Raw genomic sequence first — 17,276 nt, 5'->3', positions numbered from 1 at the left:
AAAGGACGACGTGAATGGCATTTCCCATCGTGAAGCTGCGCACGGCCCTGGCGGCGGCGCTGCTGGCCGCCACGGCGCTGGTGGCGCCCGCCGCGCATAACACGGCCCAGGCCCAGCAGGCGCAGCGCCCGATCCGCCTGGTGCTGAATGTGGGCCTTCAGGTGCTGGACCCGATCGCCGGTCCTTCCTTCGTCACCCGCAACTTCGCCTACATGGTCTACGACACGCTTGTCTCCATGGACAGCCAGGGCCGTTTCCGCCCGCAGATGCTGGACAACTGGCGCACCAGCGATGATGGACTGACCTGGACCTTCACGCTGCGCGACGGGCTGGAATTCAGCGACGGCACGCCCGTGACCGCCGAGGATTGCGTCGCCTCCCTGCGGCGCTGGGGCGCGCGCGACAGCCTGGGCCGCCGCCTGATGGCCGCGACCAAGGAACTGCGCGTCGTGGACGGCAAGACCTTCGTCCTCGAACTGGCCCGCCCCTTCGGCCTGGTGCTGGAGGCGCTGGGCAAGCCCAGCGTGCAGGTGCCCTTCATCATGCCCGCGCGGCTGGCGGCCAATACCCCCGCCACCACCCCGGTCAGCGAGGTCGTGGGCTCCGGCCCCTTCCTGTTCCTGCGCGACCAGTGGATCCCGGGTGAGCGCACGGTGTTCGTGCGCAACCCGCGCTATCGCCCGCGCGACGAGCCCGCGGACGGGCTGGCCGGCGGCAAGGTGCCGCGCGCCGAGCGCGTCGAGTTCATCAACATGGGCGACCCCGGGCTGCGCGCCGCCGCCATCCAGGCGGGCGAGGTCGACTACCTCGAATACGCGCCCATCGACTACATCCGGAACTTCCAGCGCAACCGCAACCTCGTGCTCAGCCGGGCGCGCGGCGGCGCCGAGATCGCGGGCGGCCTGAGCATCAACCACCGCCAGCCGCCCTTCGACAATGTGCAGGTGCGCCGCGCCGTGGCGCAGATCATGTCCCGCACGGACATCATCGCGGCCGAGGGTGTCCCCCCCGAGTTCAGCCAACCGGACTGCCAGTCCGTCTATGTCTGCGGCACCTTCTATGCCAGCGAGACGGGCACCGAGCCCATGCGCAACGGCACCATCGAGCTGGCCCGGCAGACCCTGCGCCAATCCGGCTACAACGGTGAGCGCGTGGTGTTCCTGCAGCCCGCCGATTCCGCGCTGATCAACCCGATCGGCCTGGTGATGATCGACCGGCTGCGCCAGGCGGGCTTCAACCTGGATGTGCAGACCTCCGACTGGTCCTCCATCGCCGCGCGCTGGATCCAGCACCGTCCGCTGGACCAGGGCGGCTGGAGCCTGGTGCCGGTCATCTACACCGGCTTCGACTTGGGTAACCCGCTGACCAACCCGGGCATCGGCTACAACTGCACCGGCAATCAGCCCTGGGGCTATTGCGACCAAGCGATGACGCAGGTCATCGAACGCTTCGAGCGTGAGCCCAACGCCGAACGCCGGCGCGAGATCGCGGGCGAACTGCAACGCATGTCTATCGAGCAGGCGAACTTCCCGATCTCGGGCCAGTTCGCCAGCGCGGCCGTGTGGCGCGCGGAACTGCGGGGCGTGATCGACTTCGGGTTCCCGGTGATGTGGAATATCGAACGCGCGCCGGCGCGGTGATGGCGTAAAAGACCGAGGGGCTCTGCCCCTCGGGCTCCCCGCAAAGGGTTGTAGCAACCCTTTGAACCCATTTATTGGCGCCTTACCTTGGCAGGTAGGGTGCCATTTTCATTATTAATATCAATAGGAAGTGCCCTGGAAGGATCAGTGCCAAACTGATGGGGTGCAGGGGCCTTTCGGCTCCTGCCGGGGGAGTTTGAGGGGGCGGCGCCCCCTCAACCTTACTGCGCCCGCAGCGGCAGCGAGGCGAAGCTGCGCAGGTTGTTGTTCAGCTTCCGCGTCGGTTCTTCCGTCAGTTCCAGCGTCTCCACCCGTGCCGCCAGCGCCTTCAGCACCACCTCGCCTTCCAGCCGCGCGATGGCCTGGCCCACGCACATATGGATGCCATAGCCCAACGCCACATGGCCTTGCGTCGTGCGGTTGATGTCGAAGGTGTCGGGGTCCGTCCAGGCCGCCGGGTCGCGGTTCGCGGCGGGCAGCATCACGATCACCTTGCTGTCGGCGGGCACCAGCACATCGTCCACCACCACGTCGCGCATGGTCAGCCGGCCCACATAGGGGATGGGCGTTTCGAGGCGCATGGCTTCCTCGATCACGTTGCGCGTCTTGTTGGGATCGGCGCGCAGCGCGGTATAGGCGGCCGGGTCCCGCGCCAGATAGTACAGCGCGGCCGAGATGGTGCTGGAGGAAGTGTCGAGCCCGCCCCGCAGGAAGGAGCGGATGAGCAGTGGCGCCACCTCGGCTTCGATCTCACCCGCGTCGGCGGCTTCGAAGATGCTGGCGCCGAAGCCGCCGGGCAGCTGGTTCTCCCGCTTCATCATCTCCTGGTGCCAGCCCTCGATGGCGGCGACGCGGCGGGTGGTGGCCTCCAGGCGCGCGTTGCGCGGGCCCTGGGCGTCGAAATTCCATTCGCCGATCAGGAACAGGTTGTCCCGCCGCTCGGGCGAATCCGGCAGGCCGAGCGCGTTGGGGAACACGGTGGAGACGAAGGCCTCGCTGAGGTCGTGCACGCCGTCGAACCGGGTTTGCGCCAGCAGTTCATCGACCAGGCGCGCGGCCTCGCGCTCGAATTCCTCGCGCCAGCGCCGCATGACGGAGGGCGAGATGACCCGCTGCATCACCGCGCGCACGCGGGTGTGGTCGGGCGGGTCCACCTCCACGATCGGGCTGGGGGCGCGCCAGGCGCCGGGCTTGCGGATATCGGCGATGCCCGAGCCGCCGGTGGAGGAGAAATCGCGCCAGTTCTTCAGCGCCGCCTGCACATCCCGGTGGCGGCCGATGGCATAGACGCCGTGGCGCTCCAGGAACACCGCGGCCCCGGCCTCGCGGATCTCGGCATAGGCGGGGAAGGGGTCGAGCAGGATCTCGTCGGCATAGGGGTCGAGGGTCAGGACCGGGGCGGGCCGGCCGGTCATGGCGGGCAGGGTGTCGGTGGTCATGGCGGCTCCTGTGGCGCGGGGGCGCGCGCATCGCGGGGGAACATTCCTGGCCTGGCACGGCCATGGTCCGGCCGTGCCGGGGCCGAGTCAATCGCTTGCGCGTTCCAGCAACAGCGCGCCGGAGGCATGCATGCGGGCCGTCCAACCCGGGGCCACCAGCGTGGTCGCATCCAGCTGCGTGACGATGGCCGGGCCCGCGAAACGCGCGCCGGCGGCCAGCTTGGCGCGGTCCAGCACCACGGCCTCCACCGCGCCGCCGGGCAGCAGGATGCGCTGGCGGCCGAGCTCCGCCTGCGCGGCCTCGCCGCCTTGCGGCAGGGCCGGGGCGGGGGCGGGCAGCAGGCCGGTGGCCTCGACGCGCAGGGTGACGATCTCGATGGCGACCTCCGGCAGGTCGAAGCCATACAGGCCTCGGTGCGCGGCGGCGAAGGCGCTGCCCAGATCGGCGACATCCCAGGGCACGGCCAGCTCGTGGCCCTGTTCCTCATAGCGCATCAGCGCCACGCGGCGCAGGCGCTGGTCGGGCGGGGAGACTTCCTCCTGCGTGAACCAGGCGGCGGCCTCGGCTTCCAGCGCGGCGAACACGGCATCCAACCGCGCGCGGTTGGCGCCCGCCAGGGGCTCGGCCACGCTGCGGGTGAATTCGGCCTTCAGGTCGGCCGCCAGCAGCCCCTGGGCGCAGAGCACGCCGGGCGCGGGCGGCACCAGCACGCGGGTGATGCCCAGCAGATCGGCCAGCGCGCAGCCATGCAGCGGGCCCGCGCCGCCGAAGGGCACCAGGGTGAAGTCGCGCGGGTCATGCCCGCGCTCGACGGAGACCACGCGGATGGCGCCCACCATGTTGTTGTCCGCGATCGCCAGGATGCCGCGCGCGGCCTGTTCCGGCGTCAGGCCCAGGGGGGCGGCCACGCGGGCCACGGCGGCCTCGGCCAGGGCGGGGTCCAGCGTCATGCGCCCGCCCAGCAGCGCCGGGGGCAGGTGGCCCAGCACCATATGGGCGTCCGTCACGGTGGGTTCGGTGCCGCCGCGGCGATAGCAGGCGGGGCCGGGATCGGCGCCCGCGCTCTGCGGGCCCACGGTCAGCGCGCCATCGGCGCCGACACGGGCGAGCGAGCCGCCTCCCGCGCCGATCGTGACCATATCCACCATCGGCAGGGCCAGCGGCCAGGGGCCGACGCGCCCGGTCTGGGTCAGGCCCAGCTCGCCCTTCGCGATCAGGCAGATGTCGGCGCTGGTGCCGCCGATATCGACGGTGATCAGGTTCTCCACCCCGGCGGCGGCGCAGACGGCGCGCGCCCCCACCACCCCGGCGGCGGGGCCCGAAAGGGCGGTCTGCGCTGGCGCGCGGCGGATGGAAGCGGCCCCCGCCACCCCGCCATTGGATTTCATCAGCAGCAGGGGGGCGGCGATGCCAGCCTCGGCCAGCCGGGCCTCCAGCCGGGCGATATAGGTGGAGACGGCGGGCATGACCGCCGCGTTCAGCACGGTGGCCATGCTGCGCTCATACTCGCGCACCACCGGGAACACATCGACCGAGGCCGACAGCGCCAGGCCCGGCGCTTCCACCGCCAGGATCTCCAGCGCCCGGCGTTCATGGGCGGGGTTGGTGAAGGCATGCAGGAAGCACACGGCGATGGCCTGCGCACCGCCCGCGATGGCCGCGCGTGCCGCGTCGCGCACCGCCTGCTCATCCAGCGGCGTCAGTTCGCTGCCATCGGCGGCGATGCGTCCGGCGGCCTCGAACACCAAAGCGGGCGGGACGGGCCGTTGCGGCTTCACCCAGGCCCAGAGATTGTCCCGGCGCGGCAGGTCGGCACGGCCGATCTCCAGCACATGGCGGAAGCCCGCATTGGTCAGCAGCGCGGTGGGGGCGGTGCGGCCTTCCAGGATCAGGTTGGTGGCCACCGTCGTGCCATGCAGCACGCGCCCGGTTTCCGTGGCCGCGCGGCCGGCGGCGGCCAGCGCCATGGTGACACCGGTCAGGAACGCCTCGGACGGGTCGCGCGGGGTGGAGGGGGTCTTGGCCGTCCAGGCCTGGCCGGTCACCGCATCCTGCAAGGTGATGTCGGTGAAGGTGCCGCCGATATCGACGGCGACGAGCAGGCTACGCGACTGCATCGCGGTACTCCTGGCGATGGAACAGGGCGGTGGCGGGGCGGTTGGCGCGGCGGGCCTCGGTGGCGGGCGCATCCAGCGCGCCGTCCCGGATCACCACGCCATAATCGCGCGCGGCGCAGGCGGCGCTGATGAAGCCGCCCTGCACATCGCGCAGCACGGTTTCGGCCGGGCGGTCGAAGGGATGGCCCCAGCCGCCCCCGCCCCCGGTCTCGATGCGGAAGATGTCGCCCTTGCGCAAAATGGTGCCGTCCGAAAGCGGTTCCAGCACGCGCTCGCCCGGCAGGCCAGGGTTCACGACGGCCCGGCCGGAGCCGCCATTCATCCCGCCCGCCACGCCCCAGGGCGGGTTCTTCACGCTGTCGATGCGCACGGCCAGCATGGCCTCATCGGCCAGCACCTCGAACTCCCGCACCACGCCGCAGCCGCCGCGATAGCGCCCGGGGCCGCTGGAATCCGTGTTCAGCCCGAAGCCGCGCAGCCGCACCGGATAGGTGAGCTCCATGAACTCCGCCGGGTAGTTTTCCTGCGCCACGAAATAGACGGCATCCGTGCCATCGGCGAAGGGCCGCGCGCCATAGCCCACGCCGATGCCGTCGCTCATCAGGAAGCGCTTGCCCCCGGCCGAGCCGCGCAGCGTGATGACCACATAGGCGGAATGGGCGGCCGGCGCCTGGCCCTGCCGCGCCACCGCCACCAGCCCGTGCAGCGCGGCCAGCAGCCGCATCATGGTCAGCCCCCGCAGGCCGAGCGGCGCGGGCGCGCGCGGCATCAGCAGGGAGCCCTCGCGCAGGCGCACCTCGTCGATCGCGCGCGGGCCGCCGGCGTTCAGCACCTGGCCGGTGGTGCCTTGCAGCACATACAGGCCCAGCGCCATGCCCGGCACATCCGGGTGCATCAGCAGGTTCACCGGGCCCGGCGCCTGGTCGTCGGTCTCGGTGGCGTCGAAGATGAAGCGGTCATCCGGCGTGCGGGTCAGCGCGAGGCGCATGGTGAAGGGGCCGTTGCCCTGGCCGTCCGTGTCGATGGCATCCGCGAAGCGCGTGGTGCCGACGGGGAAGATCTCCTTCAGCTTCTCGCGCACCGTCTGCTCGGTGCGGGCGAGCAGCTGGTGGAAGGCGTCGGCCAGCACCGCCGGGCCGAAGCGGCCTGCCATCTCGGACAGGCGCTTCTCGCCGAGGCGCACGGCGGCCATCAGCGCCCGCGTGTCGCCCTGGGATTGCGTCGGGAAGCGGCTGTTGCGCCAGAAGGTGCGCAGCAGATCCTCATTGGTCTCGCCGCCGCGCATCAGGCGCGAGGGCGGGATGATGATGCCTTCCTGGAAATGGTCCGTCGCGTCGGGGCTGAGCGAGCCCGGCCGCAGCCCGCCGATATCGGAGAAATGCGCCCAGCCCATCACGAAGCCCACGCGCACGCCATCGTGGAAGGCCGGGGCCAGGAACACCTGGTCGTTGGAATGGGAGACAGCGCCCCGGCTGCCGTAGCAGTCATTGTACCAGTACAGGTCGCCCTCCCGCATCGTCTCGATCGGGAAGCGCTCGGCCACCGGGGCCACGATATCGCCGAAGATCGGCAGGTCGCTGCCGACGGCCATGGCGCCGCTCGCATCGAACAGGGCGGTGTAGAAATCCTTCTTTTCGCGGATGAAGGCGGACATGGCGGTGCGTTCCAGCAGCGCCTCCATTTCCGCCTGGGCGGCGCGCGCGGCGCCGCGGATGATTTCGAGCGTGACGGGATCGCAACTGGTCATGGGCGGGCTTTCAGGCGGCGTCGCGCCAGCGGAGGCAGGCGATCCGGTGGCCGGGGGCGGCATCCTCCAGCGCCGGGTCGCGCGCGGCGCAATCCGGCGTGGCCAGGCCGCAGCGGGGATGGAAGCGGCAGCCGCTGGGCACGGCGCGCAGGCTGGGCGGGTCGCCCGGCAGGGCGGGGCCGGTCTGCGTGCCATCCAGGCGCGGGGCGGCGGCCAGCAGGGCGCGGGTGTAGGGGTGGCCGGGCGCGGCGAACAGGGTTTCGGCCGGGCCCTGTTCCACCACCCGGCCCAGATACATCACCGCCACCCGGTCGCACACGCGCCGCACCACCGACAGGTCGTGGCTGATGAAGATGTAGGTCAGGCCGAAGCGCGCCCGCAGATCCCGCAGCAGCCGCAGCACCGCCGCCTGCACCGACAGGTCCAGCCCCGCCGTGGGTTCGTCCAGGATCACCACCTTGGGCCGCAGCAGCAGGATGCGCGCCAGCCCCACCCGCCGCTGCTGCCCGCCCGAGAGCTCATGCGGGTAGCGCTCGGCCAGGGCGGGGTCGAGGCCCACGGCGGCCAGGGTCTCGGCGATGCGCGCCTGCTGCTCCGCGCGGCCCGGGATGCCGTGGATGGACAGGCCCTCCGCCAAGGTGGCGCCCACGCGCCACCAGGGGTCGAGCGCGGCGCCGGGGTCCTGGTGGACATACTGCACGGCTTCCCGCACGCGCCGGGCCTCACGCGGCGCGAGGCCCGAGACGCTGCGCCCTTCCAGCCTGATCTCGCCGCCGCTCTCGCGTTGCAGGCCGAGCAGGGCGCGCGCCAGCGTGGTCTTGCCGCAGCCGCTCTCGCCCACGATGCCGAAGGTCTCGCCCTCCCGCACCGACAGCTCCACCCCATCCACCGCGCGCACGCCGGGGCGGTGGCGCAGCAGCCCGCGCCGCGCCCCCAACTCCACCGATAGCCCGCTGGCGCCGAGAATTTCAGGCAAGGGCGGTCTCCGGCAAGGGCGTCTCGTACCAGGGGCAGGCGACGGCGCGGCCCTCGCCCAGCGCCTGCATGGGCGGGGCGGCGGCGGCGCAGGAAGGCTGTGCCAGCGGGCAGCGCGGGTGGAAGCGGCAGCCGGAAGGCTGGGCGGTGGCGGCCGGCACGGTGCCGGGAATGCCCGCGAGGTCCGCCGCGCGGTCCGGGTGGCAGGCCAGCAGCATGCGCGTGTAAGGGTGGCGCGGCGTGTCCAGCACCGCGCGCACCGGCCCGCTCTCGGCCACGCGCCCGGCATAGAGCACCGTCACCTCCTGGCAGACCGAGGCCAGCACGCCGAAATCATGGGTGACGAACAGCAGGGACAGGCCGCGCTCGGCCACCAGGCGGCGCAGCAGGGCCAGGATTTCCCGCTGCGTGGTCACGTCCAGCGCGGTGGTGGGCTCGTCCGCCACCACCAAGGCCGGGTCGCAGGCGAGGGCCGCCGCGATCAGCAGCCGCTGCCGCTGCCCGCCCGAGAACTGATGCGGATATTTGCGCAGCGCCCCCTCCGGGTCGGGCAGCTGCACGGCGCGGAACAGTTCGACGATCTTGCGCTTGTGGTCGGCGCGGCTGCCGGGGGCGTGGCGGCGCATGATCTCCAGGATCTGGTCGCCGGCGCGGAAGACCGGGTTCAGCGACAGATACGGGTCCTGCGGCACGAAGCCGATGCGCCCGCGCGCGGAGGCCGCGTGGTCGGTCAGGATGTCCTGCCCATCGAACAGGATGGCGCCGCGCGGGGTCTCGGCCCCCTTGGGCAGGATGCCGAGCACGGCGCGCAGCAAGGTGGACTTGCCGCAGCCGCTTTCCCCCACGATGCCCACCGTGCCGCCGCGCGGGATGGTGAAGGTGACATCCTGCAGGATGCGCGCGACCCCGCGCTCGGAGCGCAGCTCCACATCCAGCCCCTGGACCTGCAACACGGGGATGCTCATCGGCGCGAACGCCGTAGGCGCGGGTCGGCCGCGTCGCGCAGCCCGTCGCCCAGCAGGTTGAAGCCCAGCACCAGCAGCAGGATGGCCAGGCCCGGGAAGGTCGGGAACCACCAGGCCTCGGGCAGGTGCTGCCGGGCCTCGGACACCGCCAGCCCCCAATCGGGCGAGGGCGGGGCCGCCCCCACGCCCAGGAAGCCCAGGATCGCCGCGGTCAGGATGGTGAAGCCCATGCCGATCGTGGCCCGCACCAGGATGGCGGGGGCCGCGTTGGGCAGCACATGCAGGAACAGGATGCGCGCGGGGCTGGCGCCGATGCCCGCCAGCGCATCCACGAACAGCGCGCCGCGCAGGCGCCGCGTCTCGGCGAAGACCGTGCGCGCGAAGAACGGCCAGTAGGTCAGCGCGAGCGCCACCATCGCGGCCCCGATGCCCGGCGCGATCAACTGCCCCAGCGCGAGCGCCAGGATTAGTTGCGGCACGGCCAGGAACACGTCGGTGACGCGCATCAGCACCTCCGACATCCAGCCTTCCTTCCAGCCGGCCGCCAGGCCCAGCGGCACGCCGATCAGCATGGAGGCCAGCACCACCGACACCGCCACCACCAGCGCGTTGCGCGTGCCCAGAATGACGCGCGAGAGGATGTCGCGCCCCAGATTGTCCGTGCCGAAGGGGAATTCCATCGAGGGCGGGCGCAGGCGCTGCAACAGATGGCTTTCGAAGGCGTCGTCCGGATAGGGCGCGAGCCAGGGCGCGAAGATCGCCACGAAGACGGCGAACAGCACCACCAGCAGCCCGAAAGCCGCCACGGGGTCGCGGAAGATATGGCGCAGGGCGGTCACCGGGCGTCCTCCGCCACGCGGGGGTCGATCAGGGCCTGGGCGACGTCCACCAGCACATTCACCACCGCATAGACCACGCCCACCACCAGCGTGACCGCCAGCAGCGCCTTGTAGTCGGCCGACAGGATGGCCTGCACGGCATAGGTGCCGAGGCCCGGCCAGTCGAAGATCGCCTCCACCGCCACGGCGCCCGAGATCAGCGCGCCGAACAGCAGGCCGATCTGCGTCACCACCATGTTCACCGCGTTGCGCAGCACATAGATCGCGGCCAGCCGCACCCGCCCGTATCCGGCGGCCCGCGCGTACAGCACGAAATCCTTTTGCAACGTCTCCAGCACGCCAGATCGCGTGAAGCGCGCGATGGTGGCCAGCCCCGGCAGGCACAATGTCACCGCCGGCAGCACCAGATGCAGCGCGCCATCCACGAAGATGTCGCCCCGCCCGGCCAGCAGGCTGTCCAGCAGCACGAGGCCCGTGCGCAGCGGCGGCATGCCGATCTCCACATCCACCCGCCCGCGCAGCGGCAGGATGTCGAGCTCCATGGAAAAGAACAGCTGCAGCATGATCGCCAGCCAGAAGGAGGCCATGGCGAGCCCGCCGACCGAGAGCACCCGCACCAGATGGTCCACCGGCCCATTATGGTTCAGCGCCGCCACCAGCCCCAGCGGCACGCCGAGCAGGGTGGACAGCAGCAGCGCCGCGAAGGTGAGTTCCAGCGTGGCCGGCAGGCGCTGGGCGATCTCCTCCGCCACCGGGCGGCCGGAGAACACGCTGCGCCCGAAATCGCCCGTCAGCACCTGCCGCACATGGATGACGGCCTGTTCCAGGATGGGGCGGTCCAGGCCGTATTGCGCGCGGATCTCGGCCAGCTGGGCCGGGGTGGCGGCGTCGCCCGCCAGCGTCGCCGCCGGGTCACCGGGGATGACGCGCGACAGCACGAAGGTGAGGAAGACCAGCCCCAGCAGCGCCGGCAGCGCCAGCAGCAGCCGGCGGGCGATATAGAAGGCCATTCAGTTCGCCAGCGACATCAGCCGCATCTCGCCGCCCGAACCCACGGGGGAGAACTGATAGCCCTGCACTCGGCGCGACAGGCCGCGCAGGTTCAGCGTGTTGTACACCCAGATATCCGGGCTGTCGGCCACCACTAGCCGCGTGGCCTGCTGGTACAGGCGCTCGCGCTCCGGCCGGTCCAGGCTGGAGCGCGCCTGGCGCAGCAGCGTGTCCACCTCCGGGTTGGAATACCAGGAACTGGCCTTCCAGGTGCCGTGGAACTGGCTGTCATACATCTGGCCGATCCAGTTCTCGGGATCGACGAAATAGGTGGAAACCCAATGCACCCACATGTCCGGCGTGCTTTCGGCCCGGCCCGTCGCACCCGTGATGCCGGCCCAGGTGTTGGGCACGATGCGCAGGTTGATGCCCACCCGGCGCAGGTCGGCCTGGAACATCTGGGCGGCCTGCACCGTCTGCTCCAGCTCGTTCTGGACATGGATCTCGACCTCGCGGTCCAGCGGCGCGCCCGCGGCCCGCGCCCGGTCGCAATGCTGGCGCGCCAGGTTCAGGTCATAGGTGTAGGGCTGCAGGTCCGACGGGTTGCCCCACAGGTTGTTGGGGTTCGGCCCGCCATTGCGCACCACGAGGCCGCGCAGAATGGTGTTGTTGAAGCCCTCGTAGTTGAAGGCATGGGCGAAGCACAGCCGCGCGTCGCGGTTGTCGAAGGGCGGCTTGCGGTTGTTCATGCGGATGGTGAACACGCGCATGCTCTCATCGCGCGCGACCCGGGTGCGGTTGTTGCGCTCCACGCGCTCCACCTGGTCGGTCGGCAGGTAGCTGTCGGTGGCGTCGATCTCGCCGCGCAGCAGCGCCAGCACGCGGGTGGAGGTTTCCATCACGGGGCGGGAGCGCACCTGCTCGATCGGGCGGGGGTTGTGCGACCAGCCCAGGAAATGCCCGGGGAAGCGCGACAGATCCATCGAGACGCGCGCCTGATAGGTCGCGGGGTCGATGCGATAGGCACCCGAGCCCGCGGTGTTCGCGGCCAGCCAGGCGGCGCCCCAGTCATCGTTCACCGTGTGCTGGGCCAGCACGCGCGGGTTCACGATGGCCACCAGCGGCATGGCCGACAGGAAGGGCGCATAGGCGCGCGACAGCACGAAGCGCACCGTGCGCGGGCCGGTGGCCGTCACGTTCTCCGGCCGCAGCACGGGGGAGAAGGCGGCGGCCGGCGCGCGGTTCATCGTCAGCAGGCGGCGGAAGGAATAGACGACATCCTCCGCAGTCATGTCGCTGCCATCCTGGAACTTGATGCCCTGCCGCAGGGTGAATTCCCAGTTCAGCCCGTCCGCGCTGGTGGTGTGGCTTTCGGCCAGCCAGGGCACCAGCTGCGGCGGGTTGTTCTGATAGCGGTAGAGCCCGTCATACACGTTCAGCAGCACGAACTGGCTGGGCACGTCGAAGATGGCGTGGGGGTCGAGCGTGGCGGGCAGGCTGTCGCCCCACACCAGCGGGCGCTGCGGCGCCTGGGCCCAAGCGGGTGTGATGGCGGGCGCTATGGCGCCAGGCAGGGCGGCAAGGGCGGTGGCCAGCACGGCGGCCCGCAAGCGGCGGAAACCCATCACTCATCTCCCCGGAGAATTGTCGGGGGAAGTGAACGGGCAGTGTCGGACAGCGGCAAGCAGGTACGGGCATGGGAAAACCGGGCGCGGGGTAGGGGATGCCCAGAGGCGGCGCATCTGGGGGCGGAATGCCCGTGGGATGCGCAGCGAGGCTGTCCCGCCAGCAGGGGCGCCGCCCCTCGGATGGCTACCCGAACCGGTTCTTCGGCACATCCAGCCCTAGATGGCCGCGCAGCGTCGTCGCCGTGTATTGCTTCCGGAACAGCCCGCGCCGTTGCAGTTCCGGCACCACCTCATCCACGAAGCCGTCGAAGGCGCCGGGGAACCAGGCTGGCAGGATGTTGAACCCGTCCGCGGCCCCGCCTTCGAACCATTCCTGCAGGGTGTCCGCGATATCGCTGGCCGTGCCCGCGATCACCCAATGCCCGCGTGCGGCCCCGGTCAGGTTGTGCAGGTCGCGCCAGGTCATGTTCTCCCGCCGCGCCTTGGAGAGCATGGCCTTGGCGAAGCCGTGCGAGGTGTCGGGCAAGGGCAGGTCCGGCACCAGCTCATCCATCGGAAAGCCCGAGACATCCATGCCCAGCCGGTTGGACAGCATGCTGGCCGCGTTGGTGGAGGTGACGAAGGACTGCAACTGCTCCAGCACGTCCCGCGCCTCCTGCCGCGTGCGGCCCAGGATGGGCATGACGCCGGGCAGCACCGCGATCTCCTCCGGCCGGCGGCCGAAGCCCGGCATGCGGGATTTCAGCGAGGCATAGGCCGCCTGGGCCTCGGAAAAATCCTGCACGACGGAAAACACCACATCGGCGGTGCGCGCGGCCAGGTTCTGCCCGGGCTCGGAGGACCCGGCCTGCAGCACGATCGGCCGCCCCTGCGGGGAGCGGCTGACATTGAGCGGCCCCTTCACCTGGAAGAACTCGCCCACATGGTCGAGGGTATGGACCTTGCTGCCGTCGATGTAGCGGCCGGTGTCGCGCTCGGCGACGATGGCGCCGTCCTCCCAGCAATCCCACAGGCCGAGCACCACATCGACGAATTCCTCCGCCACGCGATAGCGCGCCTCATGCGGCGGGTGGTTGCGGCCGAAATTGGGGGCGGCCTTGGGCGAGGAGGAGGTGACGGCATTCCAGGCCGCCCGCCCGCCGCTGAGATGGTCCAGCGAGGCGAATTGCCGCGCCACGTTGAAGGGCTCGTTGTAGGTGGTGGAGGAGGTGGCGCCGAGGCCCAGATGGGTGGTGGTGGCGGCGAGTGCCGCCAGCATGGTGATGGGTTCGAGGCGCGCGGTGAAGGAGGGATGGTCGTTCACCCCCGCCGCCAGCCCGTCGCCCAGGAACAGCAGGTCGAACAGGCCGCGTTCGGCGATGCGGGCGATGTGCTGCACCACCGGCAGGGACTGGAAGCTGTCATAGGCGCCGGGCATGCGCCAGCCGGCGATATGGTTGCCGGTGCCCAGCACGAACACGCCCAGATGCATCTGCCTGTCGGTCATGGAACCCCCCTCGGTTTCGGCGCGGCAGGGTGGCGGGGGGCGCCTGTGCGGACAAGCCGGGCGGGGCGGGGTGTCTGGCGCCGGCGGGCGGTTTCTGCTCAGCATGCGGGCAAAGCGGGCCAAGGGTGTGAGCCCAAGGGCGTGAGGCATGTCCTTTTCAACTGGCATAACCGCCCCATGTGCACCGCATCATGGTCGTAACGACCGCCCCATCCGAAGGATTTTCCGATGCCCAGCCTGTTCGACCCCGTGAAGATCGGCGCGCTCACCCTCGCCAACCGCATCGTGATGGCGCCGCTGACGCGCATGCGTGCCTATGAGGGCCGCGTGCCCGGCGCGCTCCAGGCCGAGCACTACGCCGCCCGCGCCACGGCGGGGCTGATCCTGACCGAGGCGACCTCCGTCACGCCCATGGGCGTGGGCTATCCGAACACGCCGGGCCTGTGGTCGGCGGAGCAGGTGGCGGGCTGGAAGACCGTGACCAAGGCCGTGCATGAGGCGGGCGGGCTGATCTGCGCCCAGCTGTGGCATGTGGGCCGCGTCTCTCATTCCAGCTACCTGGATGGCAAGCTGCCGGTGGCCCCCAGCGCGATCGCCATCCGTGGCCAGGTCAGCGTGCTGCGCCCCAAGACGGATTACGAGGTGCCCCGCGCGCTGGAGACGGAGGAGATCCCGGGCATCGTCCAGGATTTCGTGAAGGGCGCCCAGAACGCGAAGGAGGCCGGCTTCGACTGCGTGGAGGTCCATGCCGCCAATGGCTACCTGTTCGACCAGTTCCTGCATGAGGGCTCGAACAAGCGCACCGACCGCTATGGCGGCAGCATCGAGAACCGCGCCCGCTTCCTGCTGGAGACCGTGGACGCGCTGCTGGGCGTCTGGCCGGCGGACCGCGTGGGCGTGCACCTGAACCTGATGTCCAGCTCCCACGACGTGGCGGACAGCGACCCGCGCGCCCTGTTCACCTATGTGGCGGAACAGCTGAACGCCCGCGGCATCGCCTTCATCTTCGCGCGTGAGGATGTGTCGGCGGGCAAGGGGCGGATCGGCACCGATGTGCGCCGCGTGTTCAAGGGCGCCTACATCGCCAACGAGAACCTGACCCAGGAGGTCGCGGAGCGGCTGGTGGCCGATGGCGAGGCCGATGCCGTCTCCTTCGGGCGGCTGTTCATCGCCAACCCCGACCTGGTGGAGCGCTTCCGCGAGCACGCGCCCCTGAACCCGCTGGTGGCCGAAACGATCTATGCGGCGGGCGCCACCGGCTACAACGACTACCCGGTGCTGGCGCGGGTCTGAGCCGGCGGATCAGCCCTCCAGGCCTTCCATCAGGAAGGCCTGGTCGGCCCGCAGCTGTTCCTCCAGGAAGCGCACCGTCTCCCGCACGCGCGGCACCCAGGCCAGATCCTCATGCACCGCGAGGTAGATCGGCCGCTCGGCGCGGATGTGCGGCTTCAGCACGGGCACCAGGCGCGGGTCGGCCTCTCCGGCGAAGGAGGGCAGCAGCACCAGCCCCGCCCCGTTCGCCGCCGCCGTGGCCTGCGCATACATGGAGGAGGAGCGGAACACGACATGCGGCGCCGGCACCGCGTCCAGCAGCCAATGCACCTCCGGGATCTGCAGCAGGTCCTCGACGTAATCGACGAAGCGGTGGCGGGCCAGGTCCCGGGGCGTTTCCGGCGTGCCGTGCGCGGCCAGATAGGCGGGCGCGCCATACAGGAACAGCGCGAAGCCGCCGATGCGCCGGATGGCCAGCTTCGGCCCGCGCACCGGCACGAAGGAAAGGCTGATATCCGCCTCCCGCTTCGTCAGGTTGAACAGGGCGGCGGAGGTGACGAGCTCGATCATCAGCCCCGGATGGCGTTCCGCCAGGCGCGGCATGCGGCGGGCCAGATATTGGGCCGAGATGCCCTCCATGCTCGCCACCCGCACGCGCCCCTGCACCCCGGCCGAGGCGCCGCCCCGCCCATCGGTCATGGCGGCGGCCTGGGCTTCCATCGCCTCGGCATGCGGCAGCAGGCCGCGCCCGGCCTCGGTCAGGGCGAAGCCGTCGGCCGTGCGGTCGAACAGCTTCAGGTCGAGGGATTTTTCCAGCTCCGCCACCCGGCGGCTGACCGTGGTGTGGTCCACGCGCAGCCGCCGCGCGGCGGGCGCCAGCCGGCCCTGGCGGGCCAGCTCCAGGAAGAAGGGCAGGGTGCTCCAGTCGAGTTGTCTGCCCACGCCCTGTCCTCCCTCCGTCGCCGCATCGGCCCGTGCTTCCGGCCGATCCGTCATCGAAAGGCGCGCCGGGGTCAAGCGGGTTCGTCGAGTTCCGGATAGGCGGGCTCCGCGCCGGCCGCGTCGCGGAAGCGGATGGGCGCGCGCGGGGTGCGGTCCACGCTCAGCTGGAAGATGTCGAAGCGGTTGTAATACCCCACCACGTCATGGAACTGCTTGGGCTCCACGCAATCGGCCAGGTTCATCTCCACCAGCAGCAGGCCTTCCTCGCGCTGGCTCTGGCCGATCTGCCGGCCCTCGGGCCCGATCGCCATGCTGACGGCGCGCGGCGTGCCCTCGATCACCCGCGCGGCCTCGGGCGAGATCGCGGCGAGCGCCCGGGCGGCCGTGGCGTCCAGGAAGGAGGAGGCGACCAGGGTGAAGCATTTCGCCTCGAAGGAATGGGCGCCGCAGCGGATGCGGATGGCTTCCTCGATGTCATAGGCCGCGGCCTCCCCGGGCATGCGGGTGGGCCAGATGGGGGGGAAGGTGGCCAGGTGCAGCTGCTCGCCCTCCGCCATCAGGGCATAGCGCGCGAGGGGGTTGGTGTTCTCCCCGCAGATCAGCGTGCCGATGCGCCCGATGGGGGTGTCCACCACCCGCAGCGCCTGCGCGTCGCCCGGGGCCCAGACCAGCTTCTCGTAGTAGGTCGGCACCAGCTTGCGGCGGTGGTTCAGCACCGCGCCATCGGGGCCGACCAGCATGTTGCTGTTCCACAGGCAGCCGAGCGAGGCCGCGGTCGATTCGCTGAAGCCGAAGGAGACATGGATGCCGTGCCGGCGCGCCGCCTGGCGCAGGGACGCCACCTCCGGCCCATCGGCGCGGATGGACTGCGCGGCGAAGCGGGCGAAATGCTCATGCGTCAGGATGGGAGCGGCCAGCGCCGTCCAGGCCGGGAAGCCGGGGATATAGCTTTCGGGGAACATCACCAGCTGCGCGCCGGCCCGTGCCGCTTCGCCGATGGCGTCGCAGGCCTTGGCGGCGGTGGCGGCGGCGTCCATCCAGACGGGCGCCAGATGGGCGGCCGCGACCTTGATGCGGGGCAGGGACATGCGGGGCTCCTGAAGGCTCGCCGGCATCATGCGGGGGGTCGGGCGGGGCGCGGCACCCGGAATTCCCGCAACACCCGCTGCGCGATTTCGGGATTCCCGCGCCGCGCGGGTGCGGTTAGCAAGGCGGCATCGACCCGGGCGAACCGG

The 17,276-nt window shown here is 71.0% G+C and carries 13 protein-coding genes; 2 read left to right on the top strand and 11 right to left on the bottom strand.

Going from position 1 to position 17,276, the window contains the following annotated elements:
- Nucleotides 1-14 precede the first annotated feature (14 nt).
- Nucleotides 15-1,640 (top strand): ABC transporter substrate-binding protein, encoded by a 1,626-nt coding sequence (locus GT007_RS11105; RefSeq protein WP_160121680.1) that lies wholly within the window; start codon nt 15-17, stop codon nt 1,638-1,640.
- A gap of 221 nt (nt 1,641-1,861) precedes the next feature.
- On the opposite strand, the gene GT007_RS11100 is transcribed toward GT007_RS11105, so the two are convergent.
- The 9 genes from GT007_RS11100 to GT007_RS11060 form a co-directional block, all read right to left on the bottom strand.
- Entirely contained in the window at nt 1,862-3,079 is a 1,218-nt protein-coding gene (locus tag GT007_RS11100) for a cytochrome P450 (RefSeq protein ID WP_160121679.1), read from the bottom strand.
- An 87-nt stretch (nt 3,080-3,166) separates the two neighbouring features.
- Nucleotides 3,167-5,197: a hydantoinase/oxoprolinase family protein gene (locus tag GT007_RS11095; protein ID WP_160121678.1), complete on the bottom strand. Its 2,031-nt coding sequence runs from the start codon at nt 5,195-5,197 to the stop codon at nt 3,167-3,169.
- On the bottom strand, nt 5,184-6,944 hold the full coding sequence (locus GT007_RS11090) for a hydantoinase B/oxoprolinase family protein (RefSeq protein WP_160121677.1): 1,761 nt from the start codon (nt 6,942-6,944) through the stop codon (nt 5,184-5,186). The genes GT007_RS11095 and GT007_RS11090 overlap by 14 nt, the downstream gene beginning before the upstream one ends.
- Nucleotides 6,945-6,954: 10 nt before the next feature.
- Nucleotides 6,955-7,920, bottom strand: a complete 966-nt coding sequence (locus GT007_RS11085; protein WP_201451881.1) for an oligopeptide/dipeptide ABC transporter ATP-binding protein — start codon at nt 7,918-7,920, stop codon at nt 6,955-6,957.
- Entirely contained in the window at nt 7,913-8,884 is a 972-nt protein-coding gene (locus GT007_RS11080; protein ID WP_160121676.1) for an ABC transporter ATP-binding protein, read from the bottom strand. Before GT007_RS11080 ends, GT007_RS11085 begins: the two co-directional genes overlap by 8 nt.
- Nucleotides 8,881-9,723 carry an ABC transporter permease gene (locus tag GT007_RS11075; protein WP_160121675.1) on the bottom strand — a complete coding sequence of 281 codons (843 nt, stop codon included), beginning with the start codon at nt 9,721-9,723 and terminating at the stop codon, nt 8,881-8,883. The genes GT007_RS11080 and GT007_RS11075 overlap by 4 nt, the downstream gene beginning before the upstream one ends.
- Nucleotides 9,720-10,733, bottom strand: a complete 1,014-nt coding sequence (locus GT007_RS11070; RefSeq protein WP_160121674.1) for an ABC transporter permease — start codon at nt 10,731-10,733, stop codon at nt 9,720-9,722. The genes GT007_RS11075 and GT007_RS11070 overlap by 4 nt, the downstream gene beginning before the upstream one ends.
- The gene (locus GT007_RS11065; RefSeq protein WP_160121673.1) at nt 10,734-12,338 is read right to left on the bottom strand and encodes an ABC transporter substrate-binding protein; all 1,605 of its coding nucleotides are present in this window, start codon (nt 12,336-12,338) and stop codon (nt 10,734-10,736) included.
- A 187-nt stretch (nt 12,339-12,525) separates the two neighbouring features.
- Entirely contained in the window at nt 12,526-13,827 is a 1,302-nt protein-coding gene (locus GT007_RS11060; protein ID WP_160121672.1) for an LLM class flavin-dependent oxidoreductase, read from the bottom strand.
- A 228-nt stretch (nt 13,828-14,055) separates the two neighbouring features.
- Between GT007_RS11060 and GT007_RS11055 the strand changes: the two genes are divergently transcribed.
- Nucleotides 14,056-15,120: an alkene reductase gene (locus GT007_RS11055; RefSeq protein WP_160121671.1), complete on the top strand. Its 1,065-nt coding sequence runs from the start codon at nt 14,056-14,058 to the stop codon at nt 15,118-15,120.
- 9 nt (nt 15,121-15,129) lie between these two features.
- Here the strand turns inward: GT007_RS11055 and GT007_RS11050 are convergent, their stop codons facing one another.
- On the bottom strand, nt 15,130-16,095 hold the full coding sequence (locus GT007_RS11050) for a LysR family transcriptional regulator (RefSeq protein WP_160121670.1): 966 nt from the start codon (nt 16,093-16,095) through the stop codon (nt 15,130-15,132).
- 17 nt (nt 16,096-16,112) lie between these two features.
- A complete protein-coding gene (locus GT007_RS11045; RefSeq protein ID WP_160121669.1) occupies nt 16,113-17,129 on the bottom strand; it encodes a carbon-nitrogen hydrolase family protein in 1,017 nt (338 codons plus the stop codon).
- Nucleotides 17,130-17,276: the final 147 nt, after the last annotated feature.

Origin of the sequence: Rhodovarius lipocyclicus (genome assembly GCF_009900765.1) — a bacterium.
GTDB lineage: Bacteria > Pseudomonadota > Alphaproteobacteria > Acetobacterales > Acetobacteraceae > Rhodovarius > Rhodovarius lipocyclicus.
The sequence above is the reverse complement of the archived record's forward strand: the minus strand, read 5'-3'. Positions and strand labels throughout refer to the sequence as shown.